The sequence below is a fragment of the Mesorhizobium sp. WSM4815 genome (assembly GCF_055811575.1).
The window spans coordinates 1-17,304 of the sequence record NZ_JBVVQS010000065.1 but is presented as its reverse complement, the minus strand read 5'-3'; the positions used below and the strand labels follow the sequence as shown (position 1 = coordinate 17,304).

Annotated in this window: 18 protein-coding genes, 1 tRNA gene and 1 pseudogene; 9 read left to right on the top strand and 11 right to left on the bottom strand. The window is 59.7% G+C overall.

Going from position 1 to position 17,304, the window contains the following annotated elements:
* Positions 1-34 precede the first annotated feature (34 nt).
* The 3 genes from AC0L2B_RS01165 to AC0L2B_RS01155 all read right to left on the bottom strand — a co-directional run bounded on the left by AC0L2B_RS01165 (position 35) and on the right by AC0L2B_RS01155 (position 3,099).
* Positions 35-1,348 (bottom strand): homoserine dehydrogenase, encoded by a 1,314-nt coding sequence (locus AC0L2B_RS01165; RefSeq protein WP_473743788.1) that lies wholly within the window; start codon positions 1,346-1,348, stop codon positions 35-37.
* A gap of 47 nt (positions 1,349-1,395) precedes the next feature.
* The gene (locus AC0L2B_RS01160) at positions 1,396-2,613 is read right to left on the bottom strand and encodes an LL-diaminopimelate aminotransferase (RefSeq protein ID WP_473743786.1); all 1,218 of its coding nucleotides are present in this window, start codon (positions 2,611-2,613) and stop codon (positions 1,396-1,398) included.
* 93 nt (positions 2,614-2,706) lie between these two features.
* On the bottom strand, positions 2,707-3,099 hold the full coding sequence (locus AC0L2B_RS01155; RefSeq protein ID WP_473743785.1) for a hypothetical protein: 393 nt from the start codon (positions 3,097-3,099) through the stop codon (positions 2,707-2,709).
* Positions 3,100-3,196: 97 nt separating this feature from the next.
* On the opposite strand from AC0L2B_RS01155, the gene phaC reads away from it, so the two are divergent.
* The 5 genes from phaC (at position 3,197) to AC0L2B_RS01130 (ending at position 7,606) form a co-directional block, all read left to right on the top strand.
* On the top strand, positions 3,197-5,032 hold the full coding sequence (gene phaC / locus AC0L2B_RS01150) for a class I poly(R)-hydroxyalkanoic acid synthase (protein ID WP_473490336.1): 1,836 nt from the start codon (positions 3,197-3,199) through the stop codon (positions 5,030-5,032).
* Between the two features lie 336 nt (positions 5,033-5,368).
* On the top strand, positions 5,369-6,487 hold the full coding sequence (locus AC0L2B_RS01145) for a YcbK family protein (RefSeq protein ID WP_473743807.1): 1,119 nt from the start codon (positions 5,369-5,371) through the stop codon (positions 6,485-6,487).
* Between the two features lie 189 nt (positions 6,488-6,676).
* Positions 6,677-6,751 (top strand) — tRNA-Glu (locus AC0L2B_RS01140).
* Positions 6,752-6,877: 126 nt separating this feature from the next.
* Positions 6,878-7,150 carry a hypothetical protein gene (locus tag AC0L2B_RS01135; protein WP_473520538.1) on the top strand — a complete coding sequence of 91 codons (273 nt, stop codon included), beginning with the start codon at positions 6,878-6,880 and terminating at the stop codon, positions 7,148-7,150.
* Between the two features lie 18 nt (positions 7,151-7,168).
* On the top strand, positions 7,169-7,606 hold the full coding sequence (locus AC0L2B_RS01130) for a PIN domain-containing protein (RefSeq protein ID WP_473743783.1): 438 nt from the start codon (positions 7,169-7,171) through the stop codon (positions 7,604-7,606).
* A gap of 459 nt (positions 7,607-8,065) precedes the next feature.
* On the opposite strand, the gene AC0L2B_RS01125 is transcribed toward AC0L2B_RS01130, so the two are convergent.
* Positions 8,066-8,386 carry a hypothetical protein gene (locus AC0L2B_RS01125; RefSeq protein ID WP_473743781.1) on the bottom strand — a complete coding sequence of 107 codons (321 nt, stop codon included), beginning with the start codon at positions 8,384-8,386 and terminating at the stop codon, positions 8,066-8,068.
* Entirely contained in the window at positions 8,383-8,763 is a 381-nt protein-coding gene (locus AC0L2B_RS01120) for a hypothetical protein (RefSeq protein WP_473743780.1), read from the bottom strand. Before AC0L2B_RS01120 ends, AC0L2B_RS01125 begins: the two co-directional genes overlap by 4 nt.
* 77 nt (positions 8,764-8,840) lie before the next feature.
* Here AC0L2B_RS01120 and AC0L2B_RS01115 point away from each other — a divergent pair, with 77 nt between their 5' ends.
* From AC0L2B_RS01115 to AC0L2B_RS01105, 3 genes and pseudogenes are all read left to right on the top strand, one after another.
* A complete protein-coding gene (locus AC0L2B_RS01115) occupies positions 8,841-9,047 on the top strand; it encodes a ribbon-helix-helix domain-containing protein (protein WP_236374471.1) in 207 nt (68 codons plus the stop codon).
* Between the two features lie 17 nt (positions 9,048-9,064).
* Positions 9,065-9,142: pseudogene (locus AC0L2B_RS01110) on the top strand (transcriptional regulator); the annotation flags it as partial.
* Positions 9,143-9,154: 12 nt separating this feature from the next.
* The gene (locus AC0L2B_RS01105) at positions 9,155-9,772 is read left to right on the top strand and encodes a serine protease family protein (RefSeq protein ID WP_473743779.1); all 618 of its coding nucleotides are present in this window, start codon (positions 9,155-9,157) and stop codon (positions 9,770-9,772) included.
* Here the strand turns inward: AC0L2B_RS01105 and AC0L2B_RS01100 are convergent.
* Together AC0L2B_RS01100 and AC0L2B_RS01095 are read right to left on the bottom strand one after the other, a co-directional pair.
* On the bottom strand, positions 9,769-10,128 hold the full coding sequence (locus tag AC0L2B_RS01100) for a hypothetical protein (protein ID WP_473743778.1): 360 nt from the start codon (positions 10,126-10,128) through the stop codon (positions 9,769-9,771). The two genes, AC0L2B_RS01105 and AC0L2B_RS01100, sit on opposite strands and share 4 nt — an antisense overlap.
* 332 nt (positions 10,129-10,460) lie before the next feature.
* Positions 10,461-11,393 carry an alpha/beta hydrolase family protein gene (locus tag AC0L2B_RS01095; protein WP_473743777.1) on the bottom strand — a complete coding sequence of 311 codons (933 nt, stop codon included), beginning with the start codon at positions 11,391-11,393 and terminating at the stop codon, positions 10,461-10,463.
* Positions 11,394-11,530: 137 nt separating this feature from the next.
* On the opposite strand from AC0L2B_RS01095, the gene AC0L2B_RS01090 reads away from it, so the two are divergent.
* A complete protein-coding gene (locus tag AC0L2B_RS01090; RefSeq protein ID WP_473743776.1) occupies positions 11,531-12,595 on the top strand; it encodes a DUF2332 domain-containing protein in 1,065 nt (354 codons plus the stop codon).
* Between the two features lie 58 nt (positions 12,596-12,653).
* On the opposite strand, the gene AC0L2B_RS01085 is transcribed toward AC0L2B_RS01090, so the two are convergent.
* From AC0L2B_RS01085 to AC0L2B_RS01070, 4 genes are all read right to left on the bottom strand, one after another.
* Positions 12,654-14,366 carry a GNAT family N-acetyltransferase gene (locus AC0L2B_RS01085; RefSeq protein WP_473743774.1) on the bottom strand — a complete coding sequence of 571 codons (1,713 nt, stop codon included), beginning with the start codon at positions 14,364-14,366 and terminating at the stop codon, positions 12,654-12,656.
* Between the two features lie 51 nt (positions 14,367-14,417).
* Positions 14,418-15,401, bottom strand: a complete 984-nt coding sequence (locus AC0L2B_RS01080) for a D-alanine--D-alanine ligase family protein (RefSeq protein WP_287247942.1) — start codon at positions 15,399-15,401, stop codon at positions 14,418-14,420.
* A 215-nt stretch (positions 15,402-15,616) separates the two neighbouring features.
* Positions 15,617-16,681, bottom strand: a complete 1,065-nt coding sequence (locus AC0L2B_RS01075) for a glycoside hydrolase family 88 protein (RefSeq protein ID WP_473743773.1) — start codon at positions 16,679-16,681, stop codon at positions 15,617-15,619.
* A gap of 359 nt (positions 16,682-17,040) precedes the next feature.
* A partial coding sequence (locus tag AC0L2B_RS01070; protein WP_473743771.1) for a hypothetical protein occupies positions 17,041-17,304 on the bottom strand: 264 nt, incomplete at its 5' end.

The window sequence follows — 17,304 nt, the reverse complement described above, 5'->3', positions numbered from 1 at the left end:
GATATCAATCGATTGAAGGAGAAAAGCGATATGCCTATTCCGCCCGCTCGATGCGGATGACCTGCGGCTTGTCGGTCAGATGATCGTCCCTGGTGATGCCGTCGACGGCCTTGCGGACCGCCGCTTCCGTCGTCTCGTGGGTGACGAGAATCACTGTCTTTTGCAAGGCGGTATCCGGCCCGGCGGCGTGCTGCACGATCGATTCCAGCGAAATCTCGTTGTCGGCCATGCGCTTGGCGATGGCGGCAAAGACCCCGATGCGGTCATGCACGGTCAGCCGGATGAAATAGCCGCCCGCATGGCTGCGCATCTGCGCCTTCTTGTACGGCCGCAATTCCTTCGCCGGCAGGCCGAACACCGGACCGTGCTGGAAGCCGGGCCGGCTCTTGGCGATGTCGGCAATGTCGCCGACCACCGCCGATGCGGTGGCGTTGCCGCCGGCACCCGGACCGGAGAGCAAAAGCTCGCCAAGGATATCGGTTTCGATGGCCACCGCATTGGTGACGCCGTGCACCTGCGCGATGACCGAGGCCGTCGGCACCATGGTCGGGTGCACGCGCTGTTCGATACCGCTTTCCGTGCGCTGGGCGACGCCGAGCAGCTTTATCCGGTAGCCGAGATCGCCGGCCGCGCGGATGTCGGCCTGGCTGATGTTGGAAATGCCTTCCATGTAGATGTCGTTGGCGGCAATCCTCGTGCCGAAGGCAAGGCTGGTCAGGATCGACAGCTTGTGCGCGGTATCGTGGCCCTCGATGTCGAAGGTCGGGTCGGCCTCGGCATAGCCCAGCCGCTGCGCATCTTTCAGGCAGTCGTCGAACGACAGGCCCTCGGCTTCCATGCGGGTCAGGATGTAGTTGCAGGTGCCGTTGAGGATGCCGAAGACGCGGGTCACCGAATTGCCGGCCATCGCCTCGCGCATCGTCTTGATGACCGGAATGCCGCCCGCCACCGCCGCCTCGTAATTGAGCAGTACGCCCTTCTTCTCGGCGGCCTCGGCCAGCGCCACGCCATGTTTGGCGAGCAGCGCCTTGTTGGCGGTGACGACGTGGCGGCCGGCTTCAAGCGCCGCTTTCACGGATGAATGCGACGGCCCTTCGTCGCCGCCGATCAGTTCGACGAAAACATCGATCTCGGCGGTCTGCGCCATTCTTACCGGATCGTCGAACCACTTGGCCGCGCCGAGATCGACGCCGCGGTCGCGTTTGGGATCGCGGGCCGAAACGGCCGACACGACGACCTCGCGGCCGCATTGCCGAGTCAGTTCCGCCGCCTTGTCGCGCAGCACGCGCGCCACCGAAGCGCCGACAGTGCCAAGACCGGCGATTCCAACACGCAACGCTTCAGCCATGTCCGGCGACGCCCCTCAAGAATTTGGTCGATGTGATCTGTGGCAACTCAACGATGCGCGGCGAGCGGCACCACATTGTTGGGCTGTTTGGAGCTGGACGCCAGGAAGCGCTTGATGTTGCGCGCCGCCTGCCGGATCCGGTGCTCGTTCTCGACCAGCGCGATGCGCACATGATCGTCGCCATGCTCGCCGAAGCCGACGCCCGGCGCCACCGCCACGTCGGCGTGCTCGATCAGAAGCTTGGAGAATTCGAGCGAGCCGAGATGCTTGAACGGCTCCGGGATCGGCGCCCAGGCGAACATCGACGCCGCCGGCGCCGGGACGACCCAGCCGGCGCGGCTGAAGGCGTCGACCATGACGTCGCGGCGCTTGTGGTAGATGTCGCGCACTTCCGCGATATCGGCGCCGTCGCCGTTGAGCGCGTGCGCGGCAGCCACCTGGATCGGCGTGAAGGCGCCGTAGTCGAGATAGGATTTCACCCGCGTCAGCGCCGAGATCAGCCGCTCGTTGCCGACGGCAAAACCCATGCGCCAGCCGGGCATCGAAAAGGTCTTCGACATCGAGGTGAACTCGACCGCCACGTCGATCGCGCCCGGCACCTGCAGCACCGAGGGCGGCGGATTGCCGTCGAAATAGATTTCCGAATAGGCAAGGTCAGACAGGATGATGATGTCGTTCTTCTTGGCGAAGGCCACCACCTCCTTGTAGAAATCGAGCGAGGCGACCTGCGCCGTCGGGTTCGACGGATAATTGAGGATTAACGCCAGCGGCTTCGGGATCGAATGGCGGATGCCGCGCTCCAGCGCCGGAATGAAGCCGTCGTCCGGTTCCACCTGCAACGAGCGGATGACGCCGCCAGACATGATGAAGCCGAAAGCGTGGATCGGATAGGTCGGATTTGGGCACAGGATCACGTCGCCGGGCGCGGTGATCGCCTGCGCCATATTGGCGAAGCCCTCCTTCGAGCCCAGCGTCGCCACCACTTGCGTGTCCGGGTCGAGTTTCACGCCGAAACGGCGGGCATAGTAATTGGCCTGGGCGCGGCGCAGGCCCGGAATGCCGCGCGACGATGAATAGCGGTGCGTGCGCGGGTCGCGCACGACCTCGCACAATTTGTCGACGATGGCCTTGGGCGTCGGCAGGTCCGGATTGCCCATGCCAAGGTCGATGATGTCGGCGCCGCGCGAGCGGGCACTGGCCTTCAGCCGGTTGACCTGCTCGAAGACGTAGGGCGGAAGCCGGCGGACCTTGTGAAATTCTTCCATGTCGTTTCCAGTGGTGGGTTCAATTCCAGACGGTCAAAGTGGTTTTTGGCAAAGGTGCCCGTCGGTGGTGCTTGTCGGTCGCGCGATATAATCCTATTTGCAGGTAGGGTCGAGGGCAGGATCGCATTTGGCTTCGATCTGCTTCAGCGCATCGGCGCCATGCTGCTTCGCCAATGTGTTCAGCGCCGCCGGGTTCGCGACCTTGACCGCGCCGCCCTTTGAGCCCTGCGCCTGTGCCTCCGCCTTCAACTGGGCGAGCTTGGCGTTCTTTTCCGCCTCGGTGAATTGCTCCGACGCCGCCTGCGGCGGGATATTCAGGTTCGGATAGGTGCCGGTGTTCTTCGGCCCGTCGGTAGCCGCGACAGGCGTGGCGCCCTCGATGTTGGTGCTCGAACAGCCGGCGATCGCCAAAAAGACGACCGCCGCGCCCATGTGGCAAAAACGACCAGTGCCAGAAAAAACAGTCTTGCCAGTACCAGTCGTCATATTGTTTCCCGGGCAGCCAAGATAGAGCGCGTTGGACCCTGTTGGATGTGCCATGATACTATGTCAAGAAAACGCTTCGGGAGGAACCCCGCGAACCATGTCCAAAACACCCGATTCGGGCAAAGCGGAAGATGACCGGCCTTCGACCGTCGAGCAATATCTGGTCAAGGATCCGGAGCGCTTCGCCTTGAACATGGCGCGCATGATCGAGCAGGCCGGCAAGGCGGCTTCCGCATGGGCCGAGCCGCGCGAAAAAGGCGACGTGCGCGATCATGTCGCCGAGCCGGTCGTTGACATGGTGAAAACCTTCTCCAAGCTCAGCGAATACTGGCTTTCCGATCCGCAGCGCGCGCTGGAGGCGCAAACGCGGCTGTTTTCCGGCTACATGACCGTCTGGGCCAACTCCATCCAGCGCCTCAGCGACGGCGGCGAAGACGCCGAAGGCGCGTTCAAGCCCGAGCCCGGCGACAAGCGTTTCCAGGACCCGGAATGGGGCCGCAATGCCTTTTTCGATTTCCTCAAACAGGCCTATCTCGTCACCTCGCGCTGGGCGAACGACCTGGTCGAACACGCCGATGGCCTGGACGAGCACACCCGCCACAAGGCCGGTTTCTACGTCAAGCAGGTGTCCAACGCCATTTCGCCGTCGAATTTCATCCTGACCAACCCGGAACTGTTTCGCGAGACCATCGCCTCGAATGGCGAAAACCTGGTGCGCGGCATGAAGATGCTGGCCGAGGACATCGCCGCCGGCAAGGGCGACCTGAAACTGAGGCAGGCCGACTATTCGTCCTTCGAGATCGGCAAGAACCTGGCCACGACACCCGGCAAGGTGGTGGGCCGCAGCGACGTCGCCGAGATCCTGCAATATGATCCGGCGACCGAGACCGTGCTCAAGCGGCCGCTGCTGATCTGCCCGCCATGGATCAACAAATTCTACATTCTCGATCTCAACCCGCAAAAATCCTTCATCCGCTGGGCCGTCGAGCAGGGCCACACCGTCTTCGTCATCTCCTGGATCAACCCGGACGAGCGGCACGGCACCAAGAGCTGGGAGGCCTATATCAGAGAGGGCCTGCAATACGGCCTGGACACGATCGAAAAGGCCACCGGCGAACAGGACGTCAACGCCGTCGGCTATTGTGTCGGCGGCACGCTGCTGGCGGCCGCCCTGGCGCTTTTGGCGCAGGAGGGCGACCACCGCATCAAATCGGCCACCTTCTTCACCACGCAGGTCGATTTCACCCATGCCGGCGACCTGAAAGTGTTCGTCGACGAGGAGCAGGTCGCGGCCGTCGAAAAGGCGATGAACGAGAAAGGCTATCTCGACGGCACCAAGATGGCGACCGCCTTCAACATGCTGCGCTCGGGCGACCTGATCTGGCCCTATGTCGTCAACAACTACATGCGCGGCAAGGATCCCCTGCCCTTCGACCTGCTCTACTGGAACGCCGATTCGACCCGCATGGCCGCAGCCAACCACTCCTTCTACCTGCGCAATTGCTATCTCGAGAACAGACTTTCGCAAGGCGAGATGGAACTGGCGGGCCACGTCGTCTCGCTGAAGGATGTCACCATCCCGGTCTACAACCTCGCCTCCAAGGAAGACCATATCGCGCCGGCGCTTTCGGTGTTCCTCGGTTCGAAATATTTCGGCGGCGAGGTCGACTACGTCCTGGCCGGCTCCGGCCACATCGCCGGCGTCGTCAATCCGCCGGCGGCGCAGAAATATCACTTCTGGACCGGCGGCAAGCCAACCGGCGACTTCAACGAGTGGCTCGCCAAGGCCACCAACCATCCCGGCTCCTGGTGGTCGCACTGGCAACGCTGGATCGAGGCCAGGGACGATACCCGCGTGCCGGCCCGCAAACCCGGCAAGCACATGAAAACCCTGGGCGATGCGCCAGGCACCTATGTCAAGGTGCGTGTGTAACCTTCTGTAATGTGTGGTGAGTTGACGCGCCGGTAAAAGAGGGCGAAATGGTGTCGTCAACCCTTAAGCACTCCCGATTCTTCTCTAGCCGTCGAATTACTCTGGGGCTTGCGGATTTGACACAGGTCTCGTTTCCGTTCGGGGACAAGGGTTTATTGCGGCGAGACGTTTCGGTGCCGCCAATGAAGTACCGACCGGACATCGAGGGGGAATTTTGTTTTGAAATCAGCAGGATCGCGCCTCGCGAAGGGAGAAAGCCGCGCCATTGCGGCCGCGCTTTTCTCCGTGCTCCTGGCGTCCTGCACCTCGGCCGGCGACCCATCCCTGTCCGTCGGCATGCCCGGCTACAATGCCTCGGCACCGGACACAGCCTCCGGCAGCCAACAGGTCACCACTGATTCATCGTCGCAGATGACGACTTCACAAATGACGATGACCGCCAAGGGCGACGCAAGCCTTCCCGAGCAGGTCGCTCATGTGCCAGCGGCCAAGCCAGGGGCGCAGGCCCTCCAGGGAGGCACCAAATCGGATGCCGGCTTCCCCGTCCCGGCTAAAGCGGGCGCAGAGGCGGCTGCGGGCCAGACGCCGCAGCCACAGGCGGCGCAGACGGTTGAACAGGCCGACGCTGCCGCGCAGAAGACTGAAACCGCCGATGCCGGCACGGCCGCGCCGAAGTCCGCCGCGCCGGCGATGAACAACCCGGTCTATGTGACTGCCGCTGAGCCGCAGGCCTATGCGCCGAAGAAGAAGGGGTTCCTCGCCTCTTTGTTCAGCACGCCTGCCTCGGCAGCACCTGCCCCGCAGGCCAGCAACAGGTCGGGCGAGCAGCCGCCGGCGGCACAGCCCAAGGCCGCTCAGCCCAAGGCGGCGGCAAAACCCGTCATCACCCTGGCCTCGGCCAAATCGGCCGAAAAGCCGGTGCAACTGGCTTCGCTCGGCGATACCAGCCGTTTCACCGACGATGCGCTGCCTGGCGTGCGCAAGACCGCGCTTTTCGAGATCAAGCGCAAATCCGGACTCGACGACGACAGCGACGTCGATCTGAACGAGGATGAAGGCGGCGCCTATCAGGTGGCATACGCTCCCGGTCTTGCCCGGCTGGCACCCAACGGTCTTTTGAAGCAGACCGAGAATGTCGACGTTGCCTGCCTGAAACCTTCGCTGGTCCGTGTGCTGAAGACGATCGAGGGCCACTACGGCAAGAAGATGATAGTCACCTCCGGCTATCGTGATCCGGCCCGCAATCGCCGCGCCAACGGCGCCAAGAATTCGCTGCACATGTATTGCGCCGCCGCCGACATCCAGGTTCCAGGCGTCTCGAAAGCGCAACTGGCAAGCTACATCCGCAGCATGCCCGGGCGCGGCGGCGTCGGCACGTACTGCCATACCGAATCCGTTCACATCGACGTCGGTCCCGAGCGCGACTGGAACTGGCGCTGCCGTCGGCGGCGGTAACGGCTGGTTCTCCTCTCGTCCATGCAACGCCCGCAGTGTGCCGTCTCAGGACGGCATAGGGTGCCGCGTCGAACCAGGGGAAATCGCCGAAAATGCGCGGTTTTGCGGTCACCGAAAAAAGTTGTCGCAGGTAGCGGCAGACGGGTTGCCGGTTTGGTGCAACGCAACTATAAGCGCTCACATCTGAGCGCGCCCATCGTCTAGCGGTCAGGACACCGCCCTTTCACGGCGGTAACAGGGGTTCGATTCCCCTTGGGCGTACCAGATAAAGTCAAGCACTTAGCTGAAAACTCCGCCCCGCTGTCCAATATTTGGCCAATTTCCTTCTGGCCTTTGTCGAGTCCAGCGATTCCTGTCACACTCCCTGCCGTCACCAACGGGAGGGGAAAAATGATCGACTGGGATCACATCCGAAAATTTCGGTACACGAAAGATGCGCCACCGGCGGAGTGGCCCGAGGGAATACGCGGGATCAGTCAGGAAGGTCTCGCGCTCTTAGGGTTAAACCCGAAGACCAACACACTTCACTGGGATGGACAGAAGCTTGCGATTGAAAAGCGTCTTGCCAATTTCGAGCGAGGGATGGCGCTGATGGTTACGATCGCCACAGTTGTTCTCGCCTGCATTGAGGCTGGGCGCGCCGCCGGCTGGATTGCACTCTGACAGAGGGGGGCAAGTGCTGTGAAAGTGATGCTAGACACAAACGTTTTCAACCACTTGGTCGAAGGTTCGATCAATCCTGCCTCAATCCCCGGAGATTGGGCGACGGTAGTCACACACCTTCAGAACGACGAGATCGAAAGAACTGCAGATCCTTCGAAGCGCAAAGCTCTGCAAGCTATGGTAACAGAGGTGGCGACAGTAAAGGTCGCGACTGAAACGGCAGTCTGGGGTACTTCTCGATGGGGAGAGGCGAAGTGGACTGGCCCAGATTCACAGTTCAAGAAGTTGAAGACGCAACTGGACGCCGAGAAAAAGCGCCCGAGCAACACGATTGTTGCACTGATCGCTGACACGTGCATCCAGAACAATTATTTACTCGTCACAAATGACCAGACGCTGACAAAAGTGGCCTCAGCGAACGGCTGCGCTGTACGCGACCTTCGCACCAAACCGTAGCTCAAGCCCCTCCCCGCTTTATTGCATTTCTGTTCCTTCGTGCGACTATCGGCGGGTCCACGCGACATGGGAGGGGGCTTTATGCGGCTGATCAGATCGCTGGTGAACTGGGGCTGGCAATGGCTGCGGCTGCAACTGGCGAAGGCCAAACGGCGATAAGCCCGCCACCGTGAGCCAGCCGTCGCAACGCAGCCGAGGATGAAATGCGCAAACTCCTAAGCAGTTTCCCGCCATTTTCCGATCCGAAAGGGTTCTTTTGGTGTGGCGCTATCTGCTTCGGTCTCGTGGCCGGCAGTCTTTTCTGGCTCGGTTCGCCATTGTCACTCCCGTTTGGGGCGATCGCCGTGGCGAGCGTAGCACTGGCCATCCTGTTCAGCGTCACGGGCAGGACATAAAAGAACCCGCCACTGTGAGGCAGCGGGCCATGTCGCAAACTTTGCGACTTGATCAGTGGCGCTCTCAGTGGCGCTTTGCCGGTGCGTCGAGAAATTCAAGGAATGCGTTAGCTACTTCAGTGCCGCTCGCGTCGGTGCGGGCTGTGTCGCAGCCACGAACTATCGCCGCGGCGATCTTCAGCATGTCCGATCGACTCCCGACAAGCTTGGCTACCAGCGAGTTCTCCGGAGATTTGTCGTGGATTGACCGGCCAGAGACGACGAGCAGCAGGCGCATATTGTCGCCAATAGCCTGTAGCGGGAGTGCGCTGGTGACAAACGTGTCGACAAGAGCCAGCGGCTCGACGGTGGGAATTTCCACGCCAGGGAACAGTGACGTGCTCATATTCCCCGTTCCCTCTTCCAGTCCATCTCGTTTGGCTGACACCGGGTTCTGACAAAATTCCTGATCGTTGAGAAATCGTCTCCTCGGGCGCACATCTTTTTGACGGCGGCGAGGATCGCTAGAATTTCTAACCTCAACCGGTGTGCCTCTTCCGGCGGCAGTTCCAGCAGCATTGCATCGAGACTGGTTTTCTTCCGCGTAGCTGGGATCGCGTCAGCGACAGACGGCGCTGCGGTCGCGTCGATGATCGTTGAAGCGGCAGCCAAGGCCGTCGCCGCGGCGGCGGCAGTTGAGGTAACCACGATGCCAAGCAGAAGGCGGCGGCGGTTGATTGCGGGCATGCCTTCGGCGGCTGCCCGAACATGGGTGTTCGGCATCGGATCTTCTCCAATTCGGTTTCATGTGAGGTTCTAGCGGCTTCCGCCAGAACGGGAATTCTGATATCAGAGTTTTTATGGCAAAGCAAGAAACCGTGGTATCAAAGAAACGGCGGGGACCAGCCCCAACGGGAAAAGGCGTGCCGATCATGGTCCGCCTTCAACCGGACATGCTCGCGGGCGTCGATCAATTTGTTGCCGAGCATGATGTTTCGCGACCTGAAGCCGTCCGATTGATCATTCGTGATTGGTTGATCAGACACCAGGTACTGAAGGCTGAGTGAAAACCCGGGCGACTTTCCGTGCTGCCCTCGAATCCGCCGGCGTCGAGTTCATTCCCGAAAATGGTGGCGAAGCTGGAGTGAGGCTACGGAAATGAAGATGGTCGTGAGTGCAGCACTCATCGCGTCCGCGCTCGGAGTTGCGCCCTTCGGCAGCCACAAGCGTACTTGCGGAATTTCTTCAAATCGAAAACGCCCCGCCTCCGTTCGATGTTGCCATCGCCAGGACGGCTTATTTCGCTCCAACCAAGATACGGTTGCAAAGCTTTGATATTGAGGTCTGGCAGGACGTTGCATCTATTGGCTATCCAATTTCAGCACACGGCGGCACGCCTAGCGGATTTCGGCTCAACTTGAGAGCTCTAAGAGGTTATGTACAGCGCAAAACTTTGCCTCAAGACATGCGCATCGGGAGCCATCCAAATGGCTACGAATTGAGTTTCAACATAAGCCCGGGGATGAGTGGGGCGCCTGTGTTCCAACATCAAGGCGAAACGGATTTGCTGCTTGGAGTTGCGGTAAGTTCATTCCGAGGTGAAACTACCGAGTCAGAGATTTCAGAAGTCGCTGAAAACGGTCAAAAGTACACGGAGCGGCGATTAAGGATAGAGGAGTTTGGTTTTGCACACGACATCCGAGGATTGCTCGACTGGAAGCCGGGCATCGCCGGAGGTGCGATCAGCCTCCTCGATTTAAGCCGAGCCCCCATCACGGCCGAGCGGATCTAGACTAGGCAGACCGCCAACGATTTCATAGCCTCGCCAAGGGCGTCTGCCTGCTCGAAATCCCGGCGTGCCTCATCCAGCGTTGTCAAATCTTCCTCCGACAGCCGGCCGGTGGCAGCGAGGTGCGCTATCTCGGCTTCCTCGTCACAGGCGCCGGTGTTGTGATCGACGCGATATTGATCAGCGAGCGCCTTGGTGTCCTCGGCCTTGGCGATGAGCGCCTGCGCCGCCGCCAGGCCGGAAGGGAGTGGGTCAGGACGGGCTTGGGTCGTGTCTATCTTGCCGGCGACGATCGCCTCCCCACGGGCCTTCTGGCTCTCGTAGTAGCTGAGAAGCTCAGGAAGCTCGGGGGTGAACACGGAGTTTTTAGCTACGTCGCCGGCAACTCGAGAAATAGGCCCTGTCGCGTTCGGTGAAAGCCGGATGTCTTCTCCATGGACAATGACGTCAATGCCTTCATTCAGCGCAATGCCGGCTTCCTGTGTGGTCTTCAGCGTCGAGAGCCGGGTTTCTGCCTCCGTCCTCGCCCGTGCGCTTTGGATGGCATCGCCATTAATTCATGGCAGATTGTGAATCTCCAACCTACCGGCCCTCCCCTGTCGCAACTTGTGCAGAAAACCGCACACTCCCCCATTCTGCCACGTCGGAATCCAGCTCGAACAACTGCCGGTAAACGCTGGCGGACTTCCAACTATTTCCATTCAAACCTGTCGGTCGGCTCAAGGCTGGATTGAAACGTTTGGCGAAGGGCCGCCAGAGCCGCCGTTTTCCCATTCAGGTAGGCATCGAAGTACGACACTGCTCCGTCTTGTACAACGCGCGTGTAGCGGGTCTCCTCCTCGGGGCCGTGGGCGTGTGGTCCGTGCTTCAGGCCGGAAAACGCATTGTGGCCAGCACCGTCGAGGACGAGCAGATACTGATGAGGGATGGTCAGCGCTTCGTAAGGGAGGGTCCGCTGTATCGGATCGAATTCCTTGTTGCCGGGCACCGCATTGCCATCTTTCGTGCCGGTGATGTGAAAGAGCGGGATATCGATATCGCGGTAAAGGGCGGCCAAGTCGCCGCCCTGGATGGGTATGTTCGGGCTCATGACCAGGCCAGCGCGAATTCCTGGCTCCTTGAACGACCACTGCCCGCCCGGACCCATTCTCTGCCCTGCGGCAACCATCGTCGAGACGCCTCCATAAGAGTGTCCGGCCATGCCGATGCGTGTCAAATCCAGGCGGCCGGCGAGCCGCCCCTCGCCGTTCATCCGCGCAAGCTCGCGCAGGGCAAAGGGCACGTCCTGAAATCGCGCGCGCGCCGCATTGGCGTCCCACATGGCTTCACGAAGAATGCGGTAGACTTCCGCAAGAGAGTTTGCGTGTTGCCAGAACGAACTGTCCGTCCCGGTATGCTGCAGGTGCACCGCCACGTAACCGCTTTGCGCCAGGCGCCGCCCGAGGTAAGGCATCGCCTCGCGCGATCCGCCAATGCCATGCGACACAAGGATCACCGGGTAAGCGCCAGAGAGGGGAGCCGGGGCATAAAGCCGGTATGGCACCGAACGGCTGCGCGACTCGTCGCGAAAGGCGCCATCAATGGTAGTATATCCCGAAGGTGAATCGTCCACGGTTTCGTTCATCCGCCAGTCTCACAAGAGTGTATGCTCGAGAGCCTCTCTTGTTCGGCCGGTTCCTTGACCCGCTGGGCCGAAAGCATTAAGGCAATTACAGGTGGAAGCCACATCCAATACAATCTATTACCCGCTAGGTCCGTGCTATGGTGGTGTTTGAAACAAGCGCTCACTATTACCGCTTCTTTGCCAACGAGTCTCGTCGTGGCGGCTCTCCCCTCTATGAAAAGCTGTCGCTTGGGATTGCGGACAATGTCGCGCTCCAGCGCCTGGCGGCAGGGCGCAGGAAGGGTCAGCCGGCGGCGAACCTTGTCTTCGGCGCGGTACAGTATCTCCTGCTCGGCGGCGTCGACCATCCTCTCAAGGATTATTATCCGAGTCTGGGCGGAACGCGGCCGGCCGACGATCGCGCATTCGAACTTTTCGCCGCTTTTTGCGGTGCCCACGAAGCCGAACTCGTCGACATCATCTCGAAGCGCGCCACCAACACCAACGAGGCTGGCCGCAGCGCGCTGCTGCTGCCCGCATTCGATCTGGTTGCGCGCGAAGCCGCCGCTCCGCTTGGCCTCGTCGAGATCGGATCCAGCGCCGGCCTGAACCTGAACTTCGACAGCTATGGTTACAGGTATACGGACGGGACAGGCGCTCCGAAGCTGGAGCGGTGGACCGATGCGGATTTCGTCCTTTCCTGCATCCTTGAAGGGCCTGGCGTGCCTGTTTTGGGGATGTTTCCGCCCCCCGTTTCATCGAGGATCGGCCTCGAACTTTATCCGACCGATGTTCGGGATGAAAATGAACGCCGGTGGCTCAAGGCGCTTGTCTGGCCCGAGCGCATTGACCGGCTTACAAAACTGGATGGCGCCTTGAAGGTCGCCGCCGCGCATCCGCCCCGGATCAGAGGCGGCGACGCCGTGTTGAACCTGGCCTCTGCGCTGGCGGAGATTCCGCCTTATCAAGCCCGGTGCGTGTATCACACGATAATGGGCTATCAGCTTTCCGGCGATCAACACCGACGCATAAACGATATCCTGTTGGAGGCGAGCAAGACGGCGCCGGTCTGGCGCGTCACCGTGGAAGGCGAGGTCGCACACCCCAACCCCACTGAGACGTTCAATCCTCTCAAAGTCAGCAGATACTTCAATGGCGAGCGCAGGGTCAAAACGCTCGCGATCTGCGATCCGCATGGGCTATCGATGGAGTGGAAAGGTTAGCAGGTCGACGGTTTATCCGGCCATTCCTGTCCTTGACCAGATGCAAACGCGATGCGCTTTACTCTAAGGTGTCCACATCATCGGCGATGGACAAACGGTCGCGCGGCAGAGGCACTCGCAACTGGTTGCGGTTGGACAAGGCCTTGGCAAAGTCCGGTTTGAGCGTCAGCGCCTCGTCGAAGCTGGCGAGGGCTTCATCAATGCGCCCCAACGCCCGCAACGTCACCCCCCGATTGTTCATTGCCTGCACGAAATCGGGTCTTACCCCGATGGCTTTCTCGTAGCACGCGAGAGCCTCGTCATACCGTTTCAGGCCGCGCAAGGCATGCCCCCTGTTGTTGTACGCAGCTGCGGCTTTCGGATTGATCTCAGTGGCGCGAGCCAGGTAGGTGTCCGCTGCCTGATACCGACCGGCCTGAAGACATAGAACGCCCAACAGATAATTAGCGTCGTAATGCCGGGGACTTGCTGCCAGTACCTGCAGATAAATCCTCTGGGCATCCAAAAATTGCTTGCTCCGATGGCATTGCAAGGCACGCGCAAATTGCTCCTCAATACGCCTAGCCGCCACAAGCTCGTCCAGAAGCCGGCGCGCCTCCAGATTGCTCGGTTCAGTTTCGAGCACCTGCCTGCAACCGCGCTCGGCCAGATGGAACTTTCCCTCCTGACGCAGCTTTCGCACCGACGAAATCACCGAGGGAAGGCTTCTTCGATCCAGCCTGTTTCCGCGGCTGTTGGTGGAGTCGATCCGGACACCCTCTACAAGCCGCTCCTTCGATCCGAAACTGTACTTGTAAGAAAAATCTCCAGTGCCAAGGTCGTAAGTCCTGAGGCCGTTTTGAATTGCCCAACGGATGCTGTAGGCGTGAAGCACCAAGCCCGGTGGAGGCTTCCGAATTGCGAGATTGCGGCTGACGAGGAAACAGACGAGTGAACGCTTCGACCTGTCGATAAACGCAATGTGTACTCCTAATGGAGTATCGCCTTTCCACAATACCGGCGCGAACAGCACACCCGCCTTGTGGCATTCAAGTAACATATGGCGGCAGTTGGCAATAACACCCTGAGCATAGACGCGGCTTTTGGCCTCCCACTGCGCAAGCCAAAGTTGATAGAAAACCTCCAGGTCGCTTTGGATTGTCTCGAAGTCTGCCAAACTTATCCGGTATTCTCCGCTATTTTCGACCTGACGAAGAAAATGGCGGACATCACGACGGGTTTTCGAGCCAAGGTTGCCATCCAGGAATTCGTCCCAATCGGCTGGCAAATCGACATACATATAGATGTCATGATTTATGTTTTCGCCTGTTCGGGTTGTATGGTGACGTCGTTCAATCTTTTCCTTCACAAAATCGCTGTCAGAAAAGCTTCCAAGCAGCATTTGACGGCGCCTGGCCGATATCGAGATGTCGTCGCAGTGTAACGTTGTCCAATTCAGCGCCTGCAGGCGATCGGCGAACAACGAAACGACTTGCTCTTCGAATTCGGGAACGCAGATGAAGCCCGTATAGGTGGCGAAATACGAGCCGGCCATCCTTATGCTGCTATAAAACCCCGCCTGCTCATCAAGCCCGGTGACGAGTTGCAAAGGGAAGAAGGCGACATACTCGTTCGACCCGGGAGACCGCGCAGCCAAAATCACCCAATTTGGGCGTCGCAGCCAATTCGACATCCATGGCCACGACAGGAAGAAGTTCGCCTCCGGATCGGAGTCATATATCCGGTCCCAATTCTCTCTCAGCGGCTCCAACGCTTCGAATTTGTCGACCATATCGATTTGCATGCGCTGACCATCACTGAAGTGCCTTATCGAGCGTTGCGGCTATCTTTGCCGCTTTCTCTGACGCCTGAGACTGTGCGTCAAAACATGTCCCACCAGTTCTTCATACTTGATCCCATGCAGGGCGGCCGAACGATAGACCGCCGAGGCCGGCGCCATGTTGCAGGCGATGTTCACTTCGATGAAAACGGTCCGCCGCGTGTCGGGATCATAACGGAAGTCGAAGCGGGCATAATCGAATGGCGACATCTCGGCCACCATTCGTGCGGTTGCCTCCGAAACCTCTTCAGCTCCCGGTCCGTCGTAAGGAGCGGACTTGTAGGAACTGTTGAGCCCTCGCTTTGCTTCATTGGTCAGAACATTGTCGCCAGGGCGGCCGCTCTCCTCGAAGACCGCCAATGAACCCGGGGGGAAGCCCTCGACAATTGGAACCGTCAGATTGAGGCCCGGCACAAACTCTTCTGCAATGAATTCACGGCCGCCGTGACGCGGATCCGAGATGGTTGTCAGCGCATCCCGCCAATCCGCTTCATTCTCGACCTTTACAATTGCGTCGGAAGCGATACCCCCTCGCGGCTTGACAATCCACGAACCGGGCAGGCTGAACTTGTCATTGCTGACCTCACCGGGCTGCATGATCCTGTGCTTGGCGACATCGAGCCCCAGCGAAGCAGCCAGTTGCTTGGCCAATACCTTGTCTTCCGAGACCGCCCGGCTTGACGCCGATGCGCCGAGACACGGGACGCCACGATAGGCCGCGATTGCCGGCGCCAGGAGCTCGTGACCATCGAATATCGCATGCGAGTGAATGGCATAGAGGAAATCGAAGTCGAGAGGCCCGAACAGCACCTCGTGCTCGCTCGCCGGCGTGACCCTGAAACCCAGCCCGCGCAGCGTTTCGAGCATGATGGCATGGTAGACGACGTGGTAGCCGTACTTGGCCCTGCGCTCCGGGCTGGAGTCGAGGGCATGACGCGCCAAAAACAGCACATGGGTTTGCGCCAGCTCTTCCGGCGATGGGGTCAACAGGTATTCCAACGTCGGCATTTATGAGCCTGATGTGTTCAAAACGCTTTTCCATGCTTGCATCATGGCTTGAGCCGGTCAAGCAGAACCACGGGCAATATTTTGGGTGGCGTTGAAGGTCGAAATGGTACAGATCCAGACTGGGATGCTGGCCCCACTGCCCGGTGAAGAAACGCAGGAGCAGTTCGGGGCTCCCGGCTGTCCTTTGACGGGAGTCAAAGCCCCAGCTCGAATGTAGAAGCCTGCTTGCTTCCGAGAAAATTCTCCAAGGCCTGGATAGCGTCTATCGTATGCTGGGCATTGTCTATGCGAGCCCACCTATTTTTCTCTGCATTGGTCCTGATGGCTCCTCGGTACGCATAAAAAGGAAGAGAAGATTCATCCAGTTTTTCTCTATACTGCAAGGATGCGATGTTTTTCAACGAGAGCATAATAGCGTCAAGGTATCGCCCTGCCCTCACCTCATCCCCTGTCCGCTGCGCCATCTCGAATGCATAAGCCAGCCCCTCGGTATAAACTCCGTCCGAGGACGCGTGCGGAAGGCCGTACTGAGGGGTTGCTGGATTGAAGAATCGTCCAATCCTGTACGACCGGTCCTGAAGTTCAAGCAATTTGTCGTTCAGAGTAAACACCGCCTCGGCGAATTTATCGGCTTTCGTCAGTTCATATAGATGCCGATAAGCGATGGTGTGCCAAGGCACGTATGCCGGGTAATAATTATCTGCGATATTGCGGACATATTCATCTAAATAGAATTCTGCACTGCGCGCCGCTTCGTCAAAATAACGGGTTAATCCAGTCCGGAAATAATATTCCAGCAAAGCTACCAGTGCTTCCCCTGAGTAAAATGTTAAGAGGTATTTTGCGTCGAAGGAATAATTCGGCTCCTTTAGCCAAGGGCGAAAGGAGCCGTCTGCATTCTGGAGCGCAAGGATGCCCTCCGCGGCTGCACTAGCCTTTGGCTGGAACTGTCCAAAATGAGGGCTTGCCGCGAATGTGCGAAGCAGCATCGCATTTGCCCCGAGCTTTGACTTGCCATCATATTCAATATAACCGATGCCACCCTCCTCCCTATACCACGTATTCATGATGAACGACAAATTCCGGCGATGAACAGGGCGAAGCGAGAGATTTCCTACGCTCATTTCCGCCAACGTGCGCGATGACATAAGCTGTCTTAGTTCATTGTTTTTTTCAGATTTCTCGCCCGTATACGGATTAATACTGTAGGTAAACAGGCCCCTTTTTCCAATATTGCGGATTATCCAGGCTTCCGCCAAGTCTCGGATCCTTGCCATCTCCTCCGGCAGCGACACGTCCGTCCGTCGTTCGGGAGACCGTTCGGCGCGATGAAAGCTCGTCTTCGGCATGAGGCGTTTGGAGGTTCGAATCCGGTGGGCGGACATGGTTTCGCCGAGATTGATCGAGTTTTGGGCTGCTCTTCAACCGTCGACTGTAATGGCAGGGTCTATGCGGTGGCAACGGCCTCGGCTGTAGGGCCGGGCTCCAAATGAGCGTAGAGAGCCGTGAAGATCCTGGTTTGTCGCTACAATTGAAGGGCCGGTCTGCGACGAAGCCCGGCGCGGAGGAGTGAAGATAGCTTCGCGGCCGATAGTCAGCCTCGCGCCGGCCCTCCAGTTCAGTATCCCAAACGGAAGGTGAGCGCCTTTAGACGCTCACCTTCGCGATTATCGAGCGAATATCTGGTGGGGTCGTTAGCCGCCGCTGCCGCCGCCACCGCCGCTGCCGCCGCTGCCACCGCCGCCGCCGCCGCTGCCACTGCCGCCGCCGCTGCCGCCATCGCCGCCGCTGCCACCGCTGCCACCGCCGCCATCGCCGCCGCTGCCGCCATCGCCGCCGCTGCCGCCGCTGCCACCATCGCCGCCATCGCCGCCGCTGCCGC